Genomic DNA, 14,872 nt, shown 5'->3' with positions numbered 1-14,872 from the left:
CTGAGCCAGGATCAAACTCTCCGTAAAAAAGAAATGCATACCCCCACCGGGAAAACAGTGAAAGCAGCGAGTTTGAAACTGACCAAAGAGATGACATCATTGCTGACTTCATCCGAATGCCAACCCCCAAAAAGAGGTTGGTCTTTGATCCAAAGGAATTCTCACCCAACCAAAAGGCTGAACGAGGATAATTTGGCATTTGACAAGTGCACGCTGTTGAGTTCTCAAGGATCGGACGCACCCACGACCCAGCCATCACAACCAGGCCCGCAGGGCAACTTCTCAATCTTACCCGTCTCGCGTCCGTTGTCAAATCACTCTGCAGTGACCGAGTCTCGGGAACGAGCCGGATCCCGGATCAGGAGCGCTCAGCTGAGCGGTTCTGATCTGGGAGGTGTTCGATGCTTGAGGGGAGCAGGCCCTGAGGCCTTCGCTCAACCCTTTGGGGCGAACAGGTAATAAGTTACGCGGATCCGGAGGCCTGGGCAAATCCAGGCTGACCGCCGGGCGTGTCGCACGATCGGGCTCGTCGTGGCAGTGCCGCATGGCCCGCGCCGCACCACTATCCCGGTGCGGGGATGTTCCGGTCGAGGAAGTCTCGGACGAGCGGTACGACGTCGTCGAAGCTGGTCTCCAGCAGCCAGTGCCCGCCGCGGAGGAGATGCAGCTCGGCGTCGGGGTGGTCCCGGTGATACGCGCGCCCCGCCCCCTCGGGCATGTACCCGTCCTGCGGCCCCCAGAGGATGAGCGTGGGCGGGCGGTGCTCGCGCAGGTACGCCTGCTGACGCTCGAACCAGGGCACCGTGTGACGCTGGTCGGCGAGGAGGGCCGTCAGGTTCTCGCGGCGCTGCGGTGTTCCCAGCTGCGCCCACGAGAGCGTCCAGAGGTCGGGACTGATCCGTTCGGCGAGGTCCTGGTCCACCTCTCCGACGAACTCGTCACGGAATCCGTCCTCCGTGATGTGCGCTGCGAGCTCGCGCAGCCCCTCCTCGCTCGGATGCGCCCAGAACTGCTTGAGAGGCGCGTACTTCGGCCCGTGCTCATCTTCGTAGATGTCACCGTTCGAGATGATGAGAGCCGTCACGCGCTCCGGCTCCGCCATCGCGAGCCGGAAACCGAACTGCGATCCGTAGTCGTGCAGGTAGATGGCGAATCTGTCCAGGTCCACCACCTCGGTGAACCGGCGAAGGAAGTCGGAGTACCCGTCGAAGGTGTAGGAGAAATCCGAAGGGTCCGGCGTGCCGCTGTAACCGAAGCCCGGAAGATCGGGGGCGATGGTGCGCCAGCGATCCGCCAGCGCGGGCATCAGGTTCCGGAACGCGTAGGACGAAGCCGGGTATCCATGCGGCAGCAGCAGGACGGGCGCGTCCGCCGGCCCCGCCTCGCGGTAGAAGATGTCGACGCCGTCCACGGTGGTCCGCCGATGACGCACTGATCGATCGTGCTCGGATCGCGTCTGCTCCGTCTGAGACTCCATCGCCTGTTCGCTCCCTGTGTCGCGCGGTCATCGAATTCGCGGTCGAGTATCGCATTCCGACGATCGAGCTTCAACGGCCTGGGAACGCAGAAGAGGCCCCGCCGGAGCGGAGCCTCTTCTTCACTGTCTCAACACAGTGTGGACCTAAGGGGATTCGAACCCCTGACCTCCTCGATGCGAACGAGGCGCGCTACCAACTGCGCCATAGGCCCGTGAACCTCGACTACGTTATCACGCCACGGAGAGTGCCGAACGTCGCGACGATCAGCTCGCCGTGCGGCGCGCCAGCAGCTCCCTGACGTGCGCCTCGATCTCGGCGTCGTCGACGAAGCCCATCGCCGCGTACGGCGAGGGGGCCGCGGGAATCCGTGTCGGTGCCGGCGGCGCCATGCGCTCTGCTCGCTGCCTGATCTCTGCCAGACGCGCCGCCTTGCGACGCTCCTCCTGCGCTTCGATCTCGGCGCGCGCAGCCTGGGCTCGAGTGCCGGCGACGGACACCAGCGGCTCAGGGAGGCGCCGGGGCGTCCAGGTCGCCGGGCCCTGGTCGTGAAGCGGCGGGGCCACACGCGGCGCCTCTTCCACGGGCTGCGAGACCGCTCGGCGCGCCGCGCGGGCGGCGACGGCCGCCATGCGCTGCAGTGCGATCCCCGCCACCAGGATCAGGGATCCACCGATCCACAGCAGCAGCTGTGCGCCGGTGGTGAAGACCTGCCATGCGCCGAGTCCCGCCGCGACGACTCCCGCGGCCAGTGCGGTGCTCGCGACGATGCGCACACGCCGTCTCGCGCGAGCCTGGCGGACCACGGGATCGGCGCGGGTGGCGGCGAGCTCCCGCCGAAGCGATTCGAGCTCCGCCGCTTCGCGTTCGGCCTGCAGGCGCCTGGCGAGCTTCTGCTGCGCGAGCGCCGTGCGTGCGTTCAGTTCGAGGTGCACTTCGCCCGGCGTCTCACTCGTCTCTGCCAGCACTCGGAGGGCCTGGTTGAGCCGCACGGCGTTGCGCTCGGCGGCGTTGTACTGGAAGCGCCCGCGCCACGACGGCAGCAGGTACAGCATCCACAGCAGCACGGCGACGAGGACGATCACTCCCCCGCTCAGCACCGGCCCGTCCATACCGACAACGGTAAGCGACCGGACCTCCCCTGCTCGTTCACGGGCGGCGCGTGTCGCGTCCGGTTCGCCGCACCCTGGCGGTCTCCGCGGCCGTCGGGGCGTTCAGCGTGCGAGACGGTCCGTCGGGGGGATCGCGGCGGCGTCCTGAGGCACCTGCCCGCTCAACCACCGGGCGAGGACTCCCTGCGGGACATCCTCTCGCGTCAGGGCGAAGGCGTAGTGGTCGCGCCAGTCGCCGTCGATGTGGATGTAGCGGCGCCGAAGCCCCTCGTAGCGGAAGCCGAGCTTCTGGACGATGCGCAGGCTCGCTGCGTTCTCGGGGCGGATGCAGATCTCCATGCGGTGCAGGCCGTAGTCGGTGAAGCAGGCGTCCGTCGCCAACGCGACGGCGGTCGGAGTGATCCCCTTGCCGGCGAAGCGCTCGCTCACCCAGTATCCGATGGTCGCGGAGCACAGCGACCCGCGCGCGATCCCCCAGACGTTCAGCTGACCGGCGATCTCGCCCTCGTACTCCATCACGAACGGGTAGCCGGCTCCGTCGCGATACTGCTGCAGAAGCCGACGGATGCTGAGCCTCATGTCGAACGACACCGTGCCGTACGGCACTGTCGCCTCCCACGGCTGCAGCCAGCCGCGATTGTTCAGCAGCTCATGCTGGAGAGCGCGGGCGTCGCGGGTGCGAATCAGGCGCAGCTCGACGGGACCGTGCCGCATTCCCACCGCCACCTCCATCAGCGCACCCGCGAAGGTCGCCTAGAGGCGTTCCGCGAACTCCTTGAACCACGGGCGCAGCTCCGGTCCCAGGTCGTCCCGATCCGCCGCGAGCTGCACGATCGCCTTGATGTAGTCGACGCGGTCGCCGGTGTCGTAGCGGCGGCCGCGGAAGATCACGCCGACGACCCCCGGGCCGCTGTCGGCTGCCGTGAGCTCCTGCAGTGCGTCAGTGAGCTGGATCTCGCCGCCCTTGCCCGGCTCGGTGCGCTCGAGGATCTCGAAGATCGAAGCGGGAAGCACGTAGCGTCCGATGATCGCGAGGTTCGACGGCGCGTCCTCGGGGGCGGGCTTCTCGACCAGACCCGTCACGCGGACCGCGTCCATGCCGTCGATCGGCTCGACGGCAGCGGCGCCGTACATCTGGATGCTGGCGGGATCGACCTCCATCAGCGCCACGACGGCGGCACCGGTCTGCTCGTGGACCGCCATCATCGCGGTGAGCAGTTCGTCACGCTCGTCGATGAGGTCGTCGCCGAGGAGGACGGCGAAGGAGCTGTCGCCGACGTGGCTGCGCGCACGCAGCACCGCGTGACCGAGGCCCTTGGGCTCGCCCTGGCGCACGTAGTGGATGTCGGCGAGATCACTGGACTTCAGCACGCGTTCCAGGCGCCCGGTGTCGCCCTTCTCCATCAGCTTGACCTCGAGCTCCGGCACGGCGTCGAAGTGGTTCGAGATGGCGTTCTTGTTGCGCCCCATGATCACCAGGATGTCCTCGATGCCGGCAGCGGCCGCCTCTTCGACGACGTACTGGATGGCCGGCTTGTCGACGACGGGCAGCATCTCCTTCGGCATCGCTTTGGTCGCCGGGAGGAATCGTGTTCCGAGTCCGGCCGCGGGAATGACTGCCTTGATCTTCTGATGACCCATCCCCTCAGCCTACCGGGGCCCGGCGCCCGTACACTCGAAGGCATGTCGAACGACGTCGAGCACGCCAAGCGCGCACTGCGAGCCGAGCTGCGCGAGCGACGCCAGCTTCTGTCCGACGCGCAGCGGGATGCTGCGGCCTCCGCCATCGCGGCGCGGCTCGACGAGCTCGTCGAGGCCAGCGGCGCACGCTCGGTGTCGTGCTATCTGTCCGCCACGAACGAGCCCGGCACCCGGGAGTTCGTCTCAGCGGCGGTCCGCCGGGGCATCCGGGTGCTGTTGCCGGTGACGCGCGCCGACGGCCTGCTGGACTGGGCGGTCGCCACCGATGACGAGCATGTCTCCGAGGGCATGTTCGGTCTGCCGGAGCCCACCGGCGAGGTGCTCGGCCCGATCGCGGTGAACGACGTCGACCTGATGATCATCCCCGCCGCGGCCGTCGACCGGTCGGGGATGCGACTCGGATGGGGCCGCGGGTACTTCGACAAGACGATCGGGTCGATGCAGCGGTGCCCGCCGGTGTACGCGGTGATCTATGATTCCGAGATACTCGACTCCCTGCCGCGGGAGGTGCACGATCAGCCGGTGACCGGCGTCGTGACCCCGTCGCAGACATTGATCCTGTCGCCGTCGCGACACTGAACCCGAGGACGACCATGCCCACTTATGCCTATGCCTGCACGACGTGCGCGCACCAGTTCGACGCCGTGCAGAGTTTCTCCGACGACGCGCTGACCATCTGCCCCGAATGCGGCGGCGCACTGCGCAAGCAGTACGGATCCATCGGCGTCACCTTCAACGGCTCCGGCTTCTACCGCACGGATTCGCGCAGCAAGTCCGGCGGCTCCGACCAGGGTTCGACCTCTTCGAAGCCCGAGAAGGCCACGAGCACCGCCCCGGCCGCCGCGTCGTCGCCGGCCTCCTCCTGAGGCCGCGGATGGAAAGGACTGAGAAGGAGTGACAGTGCTACAGGGCTTCAAGGAGTTCGTCACCAAGGGCAACGTCATCGATCTGGCGGTCGCCGTGGTCATCGGCTCGGCCTTCACCGCGATCGTGAACGCCGTCGTGTCGAGCATCATCAACCCCCTGGTCGCGCTCTTCTTCCAGGCGGACGCCGCGGGGAACTTCGGCCCGAAACTGCCCGGTCTCTACGGCGAGGTCGTCTTCCCGCTCGGCGACCTGGTGTCGGCCGTCATCAGCTTCCTCGCCGTCGCGCTGGTGGTGTACTTCGTCTTCGTCGTGCCGATGAACAAGTACAAGGAGCACCAGGCGGCGAAGAACCCGGCCGTCGAGGAGCAGACCCTGCCGACCGAGCAGGAGCTGCTCATCGAGATCCGAGACCTGCTGCGCCGCGACGCGGCTGCCGGCTGAGCACTCTCAGTAGTGCGGCGGCACGTCCTGCCGCAGCCGCTCGTCGTTGGGGCCTTTCGTCCCGCCGTCGCCGGTCGCCGCCGCATCCTTCTGCCGGTCCGTTCCGGTATCCGGTTCCGGGTCCGTCCCCGGCGCCGGCGTGAGGCGGGCGCGACGCGCTCCGGGAACCCGCTCGATCCGCTGACGGGAATCGTCAGTCATGCCGCGAATCGGGCAGATCGATCGGCTGGGTGTCGATGTCCGCGCGCGGTGCCTGCGCGGAGATGCCGAGGATGCCCGCGATGCGCGACGCCACGGTCACCGGATCGCTGTAGAGGTCGAACGCGTGCACCCGCACGTAGTGCCAGCCGAGCCGGCGCAGCACCTGGGGTCGCAGCCGCAGAGTCTCCCTGAGCGATTCGCCACGCGACTCCGGGTCGGACTCGATCACCACGGCCTTGCCGTCGTGCTGCGCGACGAGCGGGAGCAGGCCCCGATAGTCGACGTCGACCGAGGCCCCGAGGCGGCGGAGCTCCCGTGCGAGAGCGAGCGTGAGGGGGTCGGCGAGATCCTCGAGGCGCGCGTCGCGCCCGCGAGCGGCGAGACCGCCGAGGATCGACATCAGCGTCGCCGCACCGTGTTCGAGTCGTCCGTCGTCGAAGGACGACGGCCGGATCGAGGACACCAGCACCATCGAGCGGCGTGCGCGGGTCATGCCGACCGTGAGCAGCCGCTCTCCGTCGGGCGTCGACAGGTCGCCGAAGTCGCTGAGCACGCGGCCGTGCTTGGTCAGCCCGAAACCGAGCGAGAAGATCACGCGGTCCCGGCTCTCTGCCACGGACTCCTCGAGGGTGAGCACCGCGAAAGGCTCGGCCGTGTCTCGCGAGACGAAGTCGGCGACATCGGAGCGGCCGGCGAACGCGGTCGTGACCGCCGCGCGCACGCGCTCGGCGTGGCGGGCGCTGGCGGTGACGACCATGAGCGACTCCGTCGGCCGATGCACGGCATGCTCCACGACGAGGGTGACCACGCGCGCCACCTCGGCGTCCGGGCTCTCCACCGCACCCGAGATCGGATCGGGTGCACCGACGCCTCCCTCGACGTAGTCGACGGTCAGGCTGCCTCGTCCGAGGTAGGAGCCCGCCCAGGGCAGCGAGACGATCTCGCCGCCGTAGAACGCGTCGTTGATGAGCTCGGCGAGGTCTTCTCCCCCGGCCCGGTAGCTGCGCGTCAGGGTCATCACGGGGAGCAGTTCAGAGAGGCGCTCGAAGACGGAGACGGAATCGAAGGGCACCTCCGCTTCCCAGGCCTCGGCCGGATCGACCGCGACGTGGAAGGGCGTCGGACGCTGCGTCACCGGGTCGCCGAAGGCCACCACCTGGCGTGCGCGCCGGATCGCGGGCGCTGCCTCGGCGAGGTTGATCGCCGCGGCATCCACGAGCAGCACGGTGTCGAAGGTCACGGAATCGGGGATCTCGGGCACCATGTAGGGCGACGAGATCCAGACCGGGGCGAGCACGTCGACGAGAGTGGGGGCGGCGGAGACGATTTGCGCGGTGCTCGCAGCGGCATCGGTGAGTGCGCGGCGCAGATGCTGAGACTGCTCGGGCTCGTCGACGATCGCGATCTTCCACTGGCTCGCCAACTGCCAGGCGAGCAACGGACCCGACATCGCCGCATGCGCCTCGTCGACCAGGCGGTAATCCCGCTCGAGGCGGTCGACGACCGCGGTGTTCGCGCCGAGGAGGGCCCTGTTGTCCTGCAGCGCCCGTTCCAGGAGGGACTGCCACCAGGCGAACTCCAGCTCGTCTCCGACGCGGGCCTCCGACACGTGACGAACCGACAGGTCGGCGAGCAGCGGCTCGAGGCCGAGCAGGGCCAGTCGGTCACGCAGTTCTGCCCGCTCGACGAGGTTGTCGAACACGTCCGACTTCGCCGCGAGGCCGGCGAGCGTGCGCACGAGGCGGGCGACGGGCAGCGTCGCGAGCGGCTCACGCCGTCCGAGGGCAGCATCGAGTTCGGCGAGTTCGGCCTCGACGCGCTGCCAGGCCGCGTACACGTCGGCAAGGCCCAGGGGCACCTCCGGTGCGACTCCCGCGTCGACGCAGCGCTGCCACTGCGTGCGCTGGGTCTGAATACGCAGCAGCGCCTCGTGCATCTCGGTCACGTGCACGCCGGGACGCACGTACTCCTTGGCCAGGCGGCGCAGCCGCCGCCGGTTGGCACCGGACATCCCCGGCGCGTCACGCCGGGATCCGTGCGCCTGGATGAGCTCGCCGAGCGGGCGCTCGAAGACAGTGGGGCTGAATCGGTCGAGTGAGTCGCGAATGCCCTGCAGCAGCCGCAGGTACTCCCCCAGCTCGTCGATCGTGGCGAACGGGCGCATGTGCGTCTGGGCGATGAGCTCATAGCCCCGCTCGAGCAGGGCAGGGACGCTGTCGGAATGCAGCCGCACCGCCAGCTCGTGGGCGGCACGCGCGGCTTCAGTACTGCCGAAGCTGACCCCGTACCAGGGCGAGTCGTCCGGGCCGAACCGGAACTCGCCGAGTCGGGCCGCCTGTGCCAGCGACTCCGCCGCCGCGGTCCTGTCCGCCGCGAGACGCTGCAGCGCCTGCGCACCGAGACGCGCGGTCGTGGATGGCGGCGTCGGCAGCGACGCCAGCCGGGTGAGCTGTCTCGTCGCCTCCAGGACGGAGGCGTTCATCCCCGGCACGGGAGCCGTCAGCGCGTTGCGGTAATCGCGGAGCACCGTGCGCAGGCGCACGAGAGCGTCATCGACTTCGCTGACCTTGGGCGAGGTCGCCTTCTCATTCCGGCCGATGGCGCGGATCAGATCGCGGCGGACGCTCACCGGCGAGATCGCGAGGCTGTCGAGTCCGATTCCGGCGAGCCGATGCCGCACTCCGTCCAGCGTCGACCGGCGGGCCGAGACGACGAGCACCCGTTTGCCTGCACGCACCAGCTCTCCGAGTGCATTGATCACGGTCTGCGTGCCGCCGGTCCCCGGCAGCGTGGCGACGGTCAGCGAGTGGCCAGCTGCGATCTTCGACAGCACGGCCTCCTGCTCGGCGTCGGCGTCGAGCAGCAGGTTGTCGGATGCTGGGGCGCGGTCGTCCGGTCCGACGTAGTGCGGCTCAGCTCGGGGCGCCGAGACCTGCTCGCGATCGCCGACGTGACCGGCGAGCGCGTTCAGCATCCTCGAGTCCAGGTTTCGGCTGTCGCGGGCCATGGCGCCGCCGACGTCGGCGAACGTCGAGACCACCAGCCGCGGCTGGACGGCGAACGTGTCGATCGAGCGCGTGGTCGCGCGCAGGCTGTCGATCACCGGCTGTGGCTTGAAGATGCCGCCGTCATATGCGAGGGCGGCGAGGGCTGCGGCGTCGATGGTGATGCCGAAGTGCTCCCGCGCGATGCGGACGAGTTCGGGATTGACGTCGAAGGTGCCCTGGAGCTTGAGCTCGAAGTCGGAGTGATGGCGGCGGATCGCCAGCGGCCGCAGCAGCACGGGGGCGGCGAAGTCCGCGCCGCCGATGCGCCAGCTGGCGACGCCCACGGCGAGGTGCACCGCCTCGATCCCCCGCACCGTGCGCAGTTCGGTGTTCTTCGCGGTGATCCGCTCCGCCGCGAGCCGTGCTGTCCGAAGGCCCACCTCGTCGCGGAAGAGGTTCGACAGCAGCGTCGAGCGACCGGTGATGAACTGCGGGAGGCTCCCTGGATGGGCTTTGGAGATGTCGATCGCCGATTCCACGGTGTCGCGGTAGGTGATCAGCGGAGAAGGACCGCCGAGATCGGCGGCCTCCGCGCGCAGGCGGGTGCGTTCGGCCTCGGCGGCATGCGCGACGTCGACGCCCGTCGGAGACTCGTGCAGGTCGCCGAGAGTCACCGCGGCATCCGTCGCTGCATCATTCGCAGACTTTCCTTCACGTCGCCACACACCACACACCCTAGGCGCGCATGGTCTCGTGCGGCTGTATCCCGGGCGGGTTTCACGGTATTCACGCCTTCAGGCGGCCACCGCGCCGCCCGTCCTGCACGGAGCCGGGCGGGCGTCGGTTCTCCCCCGTTCGCGAGGGGACGCTGCCGGCGCGCGCTCCTGCCGGTCAGGATGGGGTCATGACCTTCCGTTATGACTTCGCACCGACGCCGTTCGGAGATGCGCTCGCGGTCTTCTCGGACGAGGGGATCGTGCGGTTCGACCTCTCCGAATCCGAGGACCCCTCCGTGCCCTGGTTGCTCGAAGACGTCTCTCGTCGACTTCACGCGGTGCCCGAACCCGCGCCCGGTGCAGCTGACGAACTCGCGCACCTGCTCGACGACTACTTCGAAGGAGCGCCCATCCGGTTCGATGAGCAGCTTCGCCTCGACTGGCGCCTCGTCGACGGATTCTCGTCGGCCGCCCTGCACACGATCTGCGACATCGCGTGGGGTGAGACGATGAGCTACGGCGAGGTGGCGGTCCGGGCCGGCCATCCCGGTGCCGCTCGCGCCGTGGGCACGGCCTGCCGGCTCACGCCCTTCTCGATCATCGTTCCGGTGCACCGCGTCGTCCGCTCCGACGGCTCTCCCGGGCATTATGGGGCGCACCCCGAGCGCAAGAGATTCCTGCTCGATCTCGAGGCGACCGCCCGAGGTTGATCGACAGGGGCCGAGACGACGTGGGCCCCGGCGAGTAGGCCGCCGGGGTCCACGTGCTCACTGCGGAGCGAGCGCGCGCGAGCAGTCGATCGCGATCAGTGGTCCACCGCCTTCTCCGCGCCGAAGCCTGTCAGCGAGCGGACATCCATCTCGGCGGCGAGCTCTGGAGACTCCTTGGTGGTGCTGGTGATCGTACCCAGCCAGCCGAGGAGGAACCCGAGCGGGATCGAGACGATCCCCGGATTGTTCAACGGCCAGATCGCGAAGTCGACCCCCGGGATCATCGACGTCGGCGTTCCGGAGAACACCGGCGACAGCACGATGAGCAGGATCGCCGATCCCAGCCCGCCGTACATGCTCCACACCGCACCGCGCGTGGTGAAGCGACGCCAGAACAGCGAGTAGAGGATCGTCGGCAGGTTCGCAGACGCTGCGACAGCGAAAGCCAGCGCCACCAGGAAGGCGATGTTCTGGCCCTGGGCGCCGATGCCGCCGAGGATCGCCAGGATGCCGATGACGATCACCGTGCGGCGGGCGACCTTCACCTCGCCGTTCGGATCGGCCTGAGCGGGCGCGCCCGCGGAATCCTTCTTGTTCTTCTGGATGACGTTCGCGTAGATGTCGTGCGCGAACGACGCCGCCGCGGTGATCGTCAGCCCCGCCACGACGGCGAGGATCGTGGCGAACGCGACCGCCGAGATGAAGCCGAGCAGCAGCGGGCCACCGAGCTGGAGCGCGAGGAGCGGGGCCGCCGAGTTCACCCCACCCGGGGCGTTGGCGATGACGTCCGCCCCGACAAGCGCGCCGGCGCCGTAGCCCAGCACCAGAGTGAGCAGATAGAACCCGCCGATGAGCCAGATCGCCCACACCACGGAGCGACGCGCCTCCTTGGCGGTCGGCACGGTGTAGAAGCGCATCAGCACATGGGGCAGCCCCGCCGTTCCGAGCACGAGCGCCATGCCCAGCGAGAGGAAGTCCCAGGGGTTGGCGCCGTACTGCAGGCCGGGCGCGAGGATCGCGTCGCCCTTGTCGGAGTTGGCCACGGCTGCCTCGAGGAGGGTGTTGAGGCTGAAGCCATGCATCGCCAGCACCCAGATCGTCATCACGATCGCTCCGCCGATGAGCAGGAACGCCTTCACGATCTGCACCCAGGTGGTGCCCTTCATGCCGCCGATCAGCACGTACACGATCATCAGCACTCCGACGACCGCGATCACGATCGACTGCCCCAGGCGGCCGTCGATTCCGAGAAGCAGCGACACCAGACCACCGGCCCCGGCCATCTGCGCGAGCAGATAGAAGAAGCACACCGCCAGCGTGGTGATGGCGGCCGCGACCCGCACGGGGCGCTGCTTGAGGCGGAAGGACAGCACGTCCGCCATCGTGAACTTGCCGGTGTTGCGCATGAGCTCCGCGACGAGCAGCAGCGCCACCAGCCAGGCCACCAGGAACCCGATGGAATACAGGAACCCGTCATAGCCGTTGATGGCGATCGCACCGCAGATGCCGAGGAAGGATGCCGCGGAGAGGTAGTCCCCCGCGATCGCGAAGCCGTTCTGCGGTCCGGTGAATGAGCGACCTGCGGCGTAGTAGTCGGCCGCCGTCTTGTTGTTGCGGCTGGCACGGATGACGATGAACAGCGTCACCGCGACGAACGCGAGGAAGATCGAAATGTTGAGGACCGGGTTGCTCTCGCCGACGGGATTGTCTGCGGCCATGGGGATCACGTTCATGCTCCGGCCTGCGCCTTCTCGAGATCTTCGCGGATTTCCTGCGCGATGGGGTCGAGTTTCCTGTTCGCGAATGCCACATACGCCATCGTGATCGCGAATGTCGTCACGAACTGCCCGAGACCGAACAGTAGCCCGACGGTGATGTCACCCCAGACGCGCTGGCCCATGAAATCGGTGGCGAATGCCGCCAGCAGCACATAGACGAAATACCACACCAGGAAGAACGCAGCGAGCGGGAAGATGAATGATCGTTGCGTTCGTTTGAGCGTTCGGAATCGCTGCGATTCCTCGACGGCGATGTAATCGATCCCATCCGGGGAATCGATTGCGTTTCGGTCAGGCATGGGGCCTCCTTGCCACATGATCCAAAGCCCGCACGAGTCGATGTGCGAGTGGTAGGGTCGACGCTACGAAACGGGGCACGGTGCCGTCACCCCCGAAAGTAGGTAGTCGTGAGCTCATCTCTCGCCGCGGAGTCGGAGACGGAACTCGTCGCCCGAGCGGTGCGCGAACTGTCTCGTCGCACCCGTTTCCCCGTCGCCTTTGGCGGCCTCGTCGAAGAGGGCGCCGTGAGCGTGACGACCATCGTGGGCAACCGCACGCACAGTCTCGACGGCCTGAGGGTGCGCCCCGAGCGGGGCCTGGGCGGTCGGGCGATGACGGAGCTGCGGCCCCGCATGACCAGCGACTATCGTTCGTCGCAGCAGATCACCCACGACTATGACGGCTTCATCCTCGGGGAGGGGCTGCGGACGCTCCTGGCGGTTCCGATCGTGGTCAACGGGCGCTCGCGCGGTGTGCTGTACGCCGGCGCCTGGGAACAGACGCAGATCGGCGGAGTCACCACGGCCCCGGCGATGCAGGTCGCGCAGTCGGTGGCGGACGAGATGCGCATCCGCGACGAGGTGGACAGACGCCTGCGCACGAGCGCGCCGCCCGCCGCCACCGTCGTTGCCACCTCACAACGCGAGGAGCTGCGCGAGAGCTTCGCGGAACTGCGCAGCATCGCAGCATCCGTTGACGACTCAGCCCTCCGGGCCCGCCTTGCAGAAGTGGAGAGACGGCTGCTGACGCTCGCCGGCGAATCCCTCGCACCGGCCACCGGAGCGCTGTCGAGCGTGCGTCTCTCACCCCGGGAGACCGATGTGCTGGCGTGCGCGGCCCTCGGTTCGACAAATACCGAGATCGCGGCCCACCTGGGGCTCCGCGAGGGAACGGTGAAGGCGTACCTCGGCACGGCGATGTCCAAACTCGACGCGTCGACGCGGCATGCAGCGGTGGTGAAGGCCCGTCGGGCCGGACTTCTGCCCTGAGCACGCAGAACACCGCTGCCTCGATTCTGCCCAGCGCCTGCCCAGCCCGGTTGGCTATTCTTGGAAGCGATCGGCCCTCCCGATCCCGGACGAGGCAAGACCAGTACCCGGCACGCGACAAGACTGGTCCGAAAGGGACCGACATGTCATGGATCGTTCTGATCGCATCCGGTGTGCTCGAGGCCGTCTGGGCGACCGCTCTGGGTAAATCCGAGGGACTGACAAAGCTCTGGCCGAGCGTCATATTCTTCGTCGGACTCGCATTGTCGATGTTCGGGCTCGCATTCGCGATGCGCGATATCGCTACAGGCACTGCCTATGCCGTATGGGTGGGCATCGGCGCCTCGCTCACCGTCATCTGGGCGATGATCACGGGTGACACCGAGATCTCCTGGGTCCGGATTCTGCTCCTGCTGGGACTCGTCGGGTGCATTGTGGGGTTGAAACTGATCGACCCCGGACATGAATAGCGCGGTTGTCCTCATAGGAGCCGCCCGCTATTGTCGTTGACATGGCGAGAAGAATTGTGCACCAACTGGTCGACGATATCGACGGCAGCGTCCTCGAGGTGGGCGAAGGCGAGACGGTGCATTTCTCGCTCAACGGCACGTCTTACGAGATCGACCTGAATACGGAGCACGCCGAGGAATTGCGCAGAGCTCTCGAGCCGTACATCTCTGCGGGCCGCCGCGCCGGGTCGTCGGGCAGTGTCCGTGCGTCGTCGCCTCGCAAACGCGCGGCACGCAACCCGGAGGTCGCCGCGATCCGGGCGTGGGCCAACGACAACGGGTACAAGCTCTCCGAGCGCGGACGGGTTCCGGCACCGGTCGTCGAGGCGTACAACGCCGCACACTGAACAGCGCCGGTTCCGGCGGCCGCCGAACCGGCCGCCCGGATTCTCACGCGGACGTGCCAGCGCTCTCCTGCGCCCAGGGCTCATCGCGAAGAGTGATCTCGTCCGTCATGTCTCTGATGAAGCGGATGACCACGTCGCGCTCGGCCTCGCTGAGTCGAGCGGCCGCGTAGAAGCGCTTGGCCTGCTGTCGCCCGACGGTCTCCATCGCGGCGAGCCGCGTTTCGGGCGTGATCGTGATGGCGAGCGCGCGGCGGTCGGTCGGGTGCGGCGCTCGGAGGATGTGGCCACCTCTCTCGAGGCGGTCGAGAAGCTTCGTCGTGGACGCGGTCGAGATCCCCAGGTGCTGTGCGATCCCGCCGGGTGTGGCGATGACCTCGCGGTTCGCGCAGACGATCAGGTAGTGCAATGCGCGCATGTCAGTCTCGTTGAGTTGCATGTAGCGCCGCGACGCGCGCGACAGTCGCATCTCGGCATCCCGAAGGTCTCCCAGCGCGCCCATGAGCGATGCGATCTGCCGCAGCCCTTCGGGCGAGACACCGGTGCGGTCGATGAGGGTACTCCGCGGGTCACTGGCATCGACATCGTAGATCGCGGAGTGACTGAGACCGTCGGGTGTGACCGCTTCCGAAGGCGCCGAGTCAACGAGCGGCCGCGGCGATCTTCCCTGGGGGATGGCGCCGGGCTCGTTGTCCATGCGATCATGCTACACAAGGAACGACTTCATGCTAGGGTAACTACTCGCTTAGCTAGCGAATGCCAC

At 67.9% G+C, this 14,872-nt stretch carries 16 protein-coding genes, 1 tRNA gene and 1 riboswitch; of the genes, 7 read left to right on the top strand and 10 right to left on the bottom strand.

What is annotated here, in order from left to right:
- Window positions 1–562: 562 nt before the first annotated feature.
- The 5 genes from RIN18_RS12560 to galU form a co-directional block, all read right to left on the bottom strand.
- A complete protein-coding gene (locus RIN18_RS12560; protein WP_309104317.1) occupies window positions 563–1,477 on the bottom strand; it encodes an alpha/beta hydrolase in 915 nt (304 codons plus the stop codon).
- A 139-nt stretch (window positions 1,478–1,616) separates the two neighbouring features.
- Window positions 1,617–1,689, bottom strand: a tRNA-Ala gene (locus RIN18_RS12555).
- Window positions 1,690–1,741: 52 nt separating this feature from the next.
- Complete coding sequence (locus RIN18_RS12550; protein WP_309104316.1) at window positions 1,742–2,587, bottom strand: hypothetical protein; 846 nt, start codon at window positions 2,585–2,587, stop codon at window positions 1,742–1,744.
- Window positions 2,588–2,689: 102 nt separating this feature from the next.
- Window positions 2,690–3,301 (bottom strand): GNAT family N-acetyltransferase, encoded by a 612-nt coding sequence (locus tag RIN18_RS12545; RefSeq protein ID WP_375163529.1) that lies wholly within the window; start codon window positions 3,299–3,301, stop codon window positions 2,690–2,692.
- Between the two features lie 39 nt (window positions 3,302–3,340).
- Window positions 3,341–4,228, bottom strand: coding sequence for a UTP--glucose-1-phosphate uridylyltransferase GalU (gene galU, locus RIN18_RS12540; protein ID WP_309104314.1), 888 nt, complete (start codon window positions 4,226–4,228; stop codon window positions 3,341–3,343).
- Between the two features lie 42 nt (window positions 4,229–4,270).
- On the opposite strand from galU, the gene RIN18_RS12535 reads away from it, so the two are divergent.
- The 3 genes from RIN18_RS12535 to mscL are packed head-to-tail and all read left to right on the top strand — an operon-like array spanning window position 4,271 to window position 5,596.
- On the top strand, window positions 4,271–4,867 hold the full coding sequence (locus tag RIN18_RS12535) for a 5-formyltetrahydrofolate cyclo-ligase (RefSeq protein WP_309104313.1): 597 nt from the start codon (window positions 4,271–4,273) through the stop codon (window positions 4,865–4,867).
- Between the two features lie 14 nt (window positions 4,868–4,881).
- Window positions 4,882–5,154: an FmdB family zinc ribbon protein gene (locus RIN18_RS12530; RefSeq protein WP_309104312.1), complete on the top strand. Its 273-nt coding sequence runs from the start codon at window positions 4,882–4,884 to the stop codon at window positions 5,152–5,154.
- Between the two features lie 34 nt (window positions 5,155–5,188).
- On the top strand, window positions 5,189–5,596 hold the full coding sequence (gene mscL / locus RIN18_RS12525) for a large conductance mechanosensitive channel protein MscL (RefSeq protein WP_309104319.1): 408 nt from the start codon (window positions 5,189–5,191) through the stop codon (window positions 5,594–5,596).
- Between the two features lie 6 nt (window positions 5,597–5,602).
- Here mscL and RIN18_RS12520 read toward each other — a convergent pair whose 3' ends face one another.
- Together RIN18_RS12520 and RIN18_RS12515 are read right to left on the bottom strand one after the other, a co-directional pair.
- Window positions 5,603–5,797: a hypothetical protein gene (locus tag RIN18_RS12520; protein WP_309104311.1), complete on the bottom strand. Its 195-nt coding sequence runs from the start codon at window positions 5,795–5,797 to the stop codon at window positions 5,603–5,605.
- A complete protein-coding gene (locus RIN18_RS12515) occupies window positions 5,790–9,509 on the bottom strand; it encodes an AAA family ATPase (RefSeq protein WP_375163528.1) in 3,720 nt (1,239 codons plus the stop codon). The genes RIN18_RS12520 and RIN18_RS12515 overlap by 8 nt, the downstream gene beginning before the upstream one ends.
- Window positions 9,510–9,688: 179 nt before the next feature.
- On the opposite strand from RIN18_RS12515, the gene RIN18_RS12510 reads away from it, so the two are divergent.
- Window positions 9,689–10,210 carry a methylated-DNA--[protein]-cysteine S-methyltransferase gene (locus tag RIN18_RS12510; protein WP_309104310.1) on the top strand — a complete coding sequence of 174 codons (522 nt, stop codon included), beginning with the start codon at window positions 9,689–9,691 and terminating at the stop codon, window positions 10,208–10,210.
- 95 nt (window positions 10,211–10,305) lie between these two features.
- Here RIN18_RS12510 and RIN18_RS12505 read toward each other — a convergent pair whose 3' ends face one another.
- Window positions 10,306–11,928 carry a cation acetate symporter gene (locus RIN18_RS12505; protein WP_309104309.1) on the bottom strand — a complete coding sequence of 541 codons (1,623 nt, stop codon included), beginning with the start codon at window positions 11,926–11,928 and terminating at the stop codon, window positions 10,306–10,308.
- A gap of 11 nt (window positions 11,929–11,939) precedes the next feature.
- Window positions 11,940–12,287 carry a DUF485 domain-containing protein gene (locus tag RIN18_RS12500; RefSeq protein WP_309104308.1) on the bottom strand — a complete coding sequence of 116 codons (348 nt, stop codon included), beginning with the start codon at window positions 12,285–12,287 and terminating at the stop codon, window positions 11,940–11,942.
- Window positions 12,288–12,395: 108 nt separating this feature from the next.
- Between RIN18_RS12500 and RIN18_RS12495 the strand changes: the two genes are divergently transcribed.
- The 3 genes from RIN18_RS12495 (at window position 12,396) to RIN18_RS12485 (ending at window position 14,112) form a co-directional block, all read left to right on the top strand.
- The gene (locus RIN18_RS12495; RefSeq protein WP_309104307.1) at window positions 12,396–13,256 is read left to right on the top strand and encodes a LuxR C-terminal-related transcriptional regulator; all 861 of its coding nucleotides are present in this window, start codon (window positions 12,396–12,398) and stop codon (window positions 13,254–13,256) included.
- A gap of 64 nt (window positions 13,257–13,320) precedes the next feature.
- A riboswitch (guanidine-III (ykkC-III) riboswitch) is annotated at window positions 13,321–13,388 on the top strand.
- A gap of 11 nt (window positions 13,389–13,399) precedes the next feature.
- Window positions 13,400–13,726: a multidrug efflux SMR transporter gene (locus RIN18_RS12490; RefSeq protein ID WP_309104306.1), complete on the top strand. Its 327-nt coding sequence runs from the start codon at window positions 13,400–13,402 to the stop codon at window positions 13,724–13,726.
- A 41-nt stretch (window positions 13,727–13,767) separates the two neighbouring features.
- Window positions 13,768–14,112 (top strand): Lsr2 family protein, encoded by a 345-nt coding sequence (locus RIN18_RS12485; RefSeq protein ID WP_309104305.1) that lies wholly within the window; start codon window positions 13,768–13,770, stop codon window positions 14,110–14,112.
- A gap of 43 nt (window positions 14,113–14,155) precedes the next feature.
- Here RIN18_RS12485 and RIN18_RS12480 read toward each other — a convergent pair whose 3' ends face one another.
- The gene (locus RIN18_RS12480) at window positions 14,156–14,806 is read right to left on the bottom strand and encodes a MarR family transcriptional regulator (RefSeq protein WP_309104304.1); all 651 of its coding nucleotides are present in this window, start codon (window positions 14,804–14,806) and stop codon (window positions 14,156–14,158) included.
- Window positions 14,807–14,872 lie beyond the last annotated feature (66 nt).

This window comes from Microbacterium sp., assembly GCF_031179285.1.
GTDB lineage: Bacteria > Actinomycetota > Actinomycetes > Actinomycetales > Microbacteriaceae > Microbacterium.
This window is presented reverse-complemented; position numbering and strand designations above follow the sequence as displayed.

Bases quoted from the DNA above. Each gene is read 5' to 3' on its own strand.
- RIN18_RS12500 (WP_309104308.1), bottom strand. From the start codon at position 12,287: ATGCCTGACCGAAACGCAATCGATTCCCCGGATGGGATCGATTACATC.
- RIN18_RS12520 (WP_309104311.1), bottom strand. From the start codon at position 5,797: ATGACTGACGATTCCCGTCAGCGGATCGAGCGGGTTCCCGGAGCGCGT.
- RIN18_RS12480 (WP_309104304.1), bottom strand. From the start codon at position 14,806: ATGGACAACGAGCCCGGCGCCATCCCCCAGGGAAGATCGCCGCGGCCG.
- RIN18_RS12505 (WP_309104309.1), bottom strand. From the start codon at position 11,928: ATGGCCGCAGACAATCCCGTCGGCGAGAGCAACCCGGTCCTCAACATT.
- RIN18_RS12550 (WP_309104316.1), bottom strand. From the start codon at position 2,587: ATGGACGGGCCGGTGCTGAGCGGGGGAGTGATCGTCCTCGTCGCCGTG.
- RIN18_RS12510 (WP_309104310.1), top strand. From the start codon at position 9,689: ATGACCTTCCGTTATGACTTCGCACCGACGCCGTTCGGAGATGCGCTC.
- RIN18_RS12560 (WP_309104317.1), bottom strand. From the start codon at position 1,477: ATGGAGTCTCAGACGGAGCAGACGCGATCCGAGCACGATCGATCAGTG.
- galU (WP_309104314.1), bottom strand. From the start codon at position 4,228: ATGGGTCATCAGAAGATCAAGGCAGTCATTCCCGCGGCCGGACTCGGA.
- RIN18_RS12485 (WP_309104305.1), top strand. From the start codon at position 13,768: ATGGCGAGAAGAATTGTGCACCAACTGGTCGACGATATCGACGGCAGC.
- RIN18_RS12490 (WP_309104306.1), top strand. From the start codon at position 13,400: ATGTCATGGATCGTTCTGATCGCATCCGGTGTGCTCGAGGCCGTCTGG.
- RIN18_RS12535 (WP_309104313.1), top strand. From the start codon at position 4,271: ATGTCGAACGACGTCGAGCACGCCAAGCGCGCACTGCGAGCCGAGCTG.
- RIN18_RS12530 (WP_309104312.1), top strand. From the start codon at position 4,882: ATGCCCACTTATGCCTATGCCTGCACGACGTGCGCGCACCAGTTCGAC.
- RIN18_RS12545 (WP_375163529.1), bottom strand. From the start codon at position 3,301: ATGCGGCACGGTCCCGTCGAGCTGCGCCTGATTCGCACCCGCGACGCC.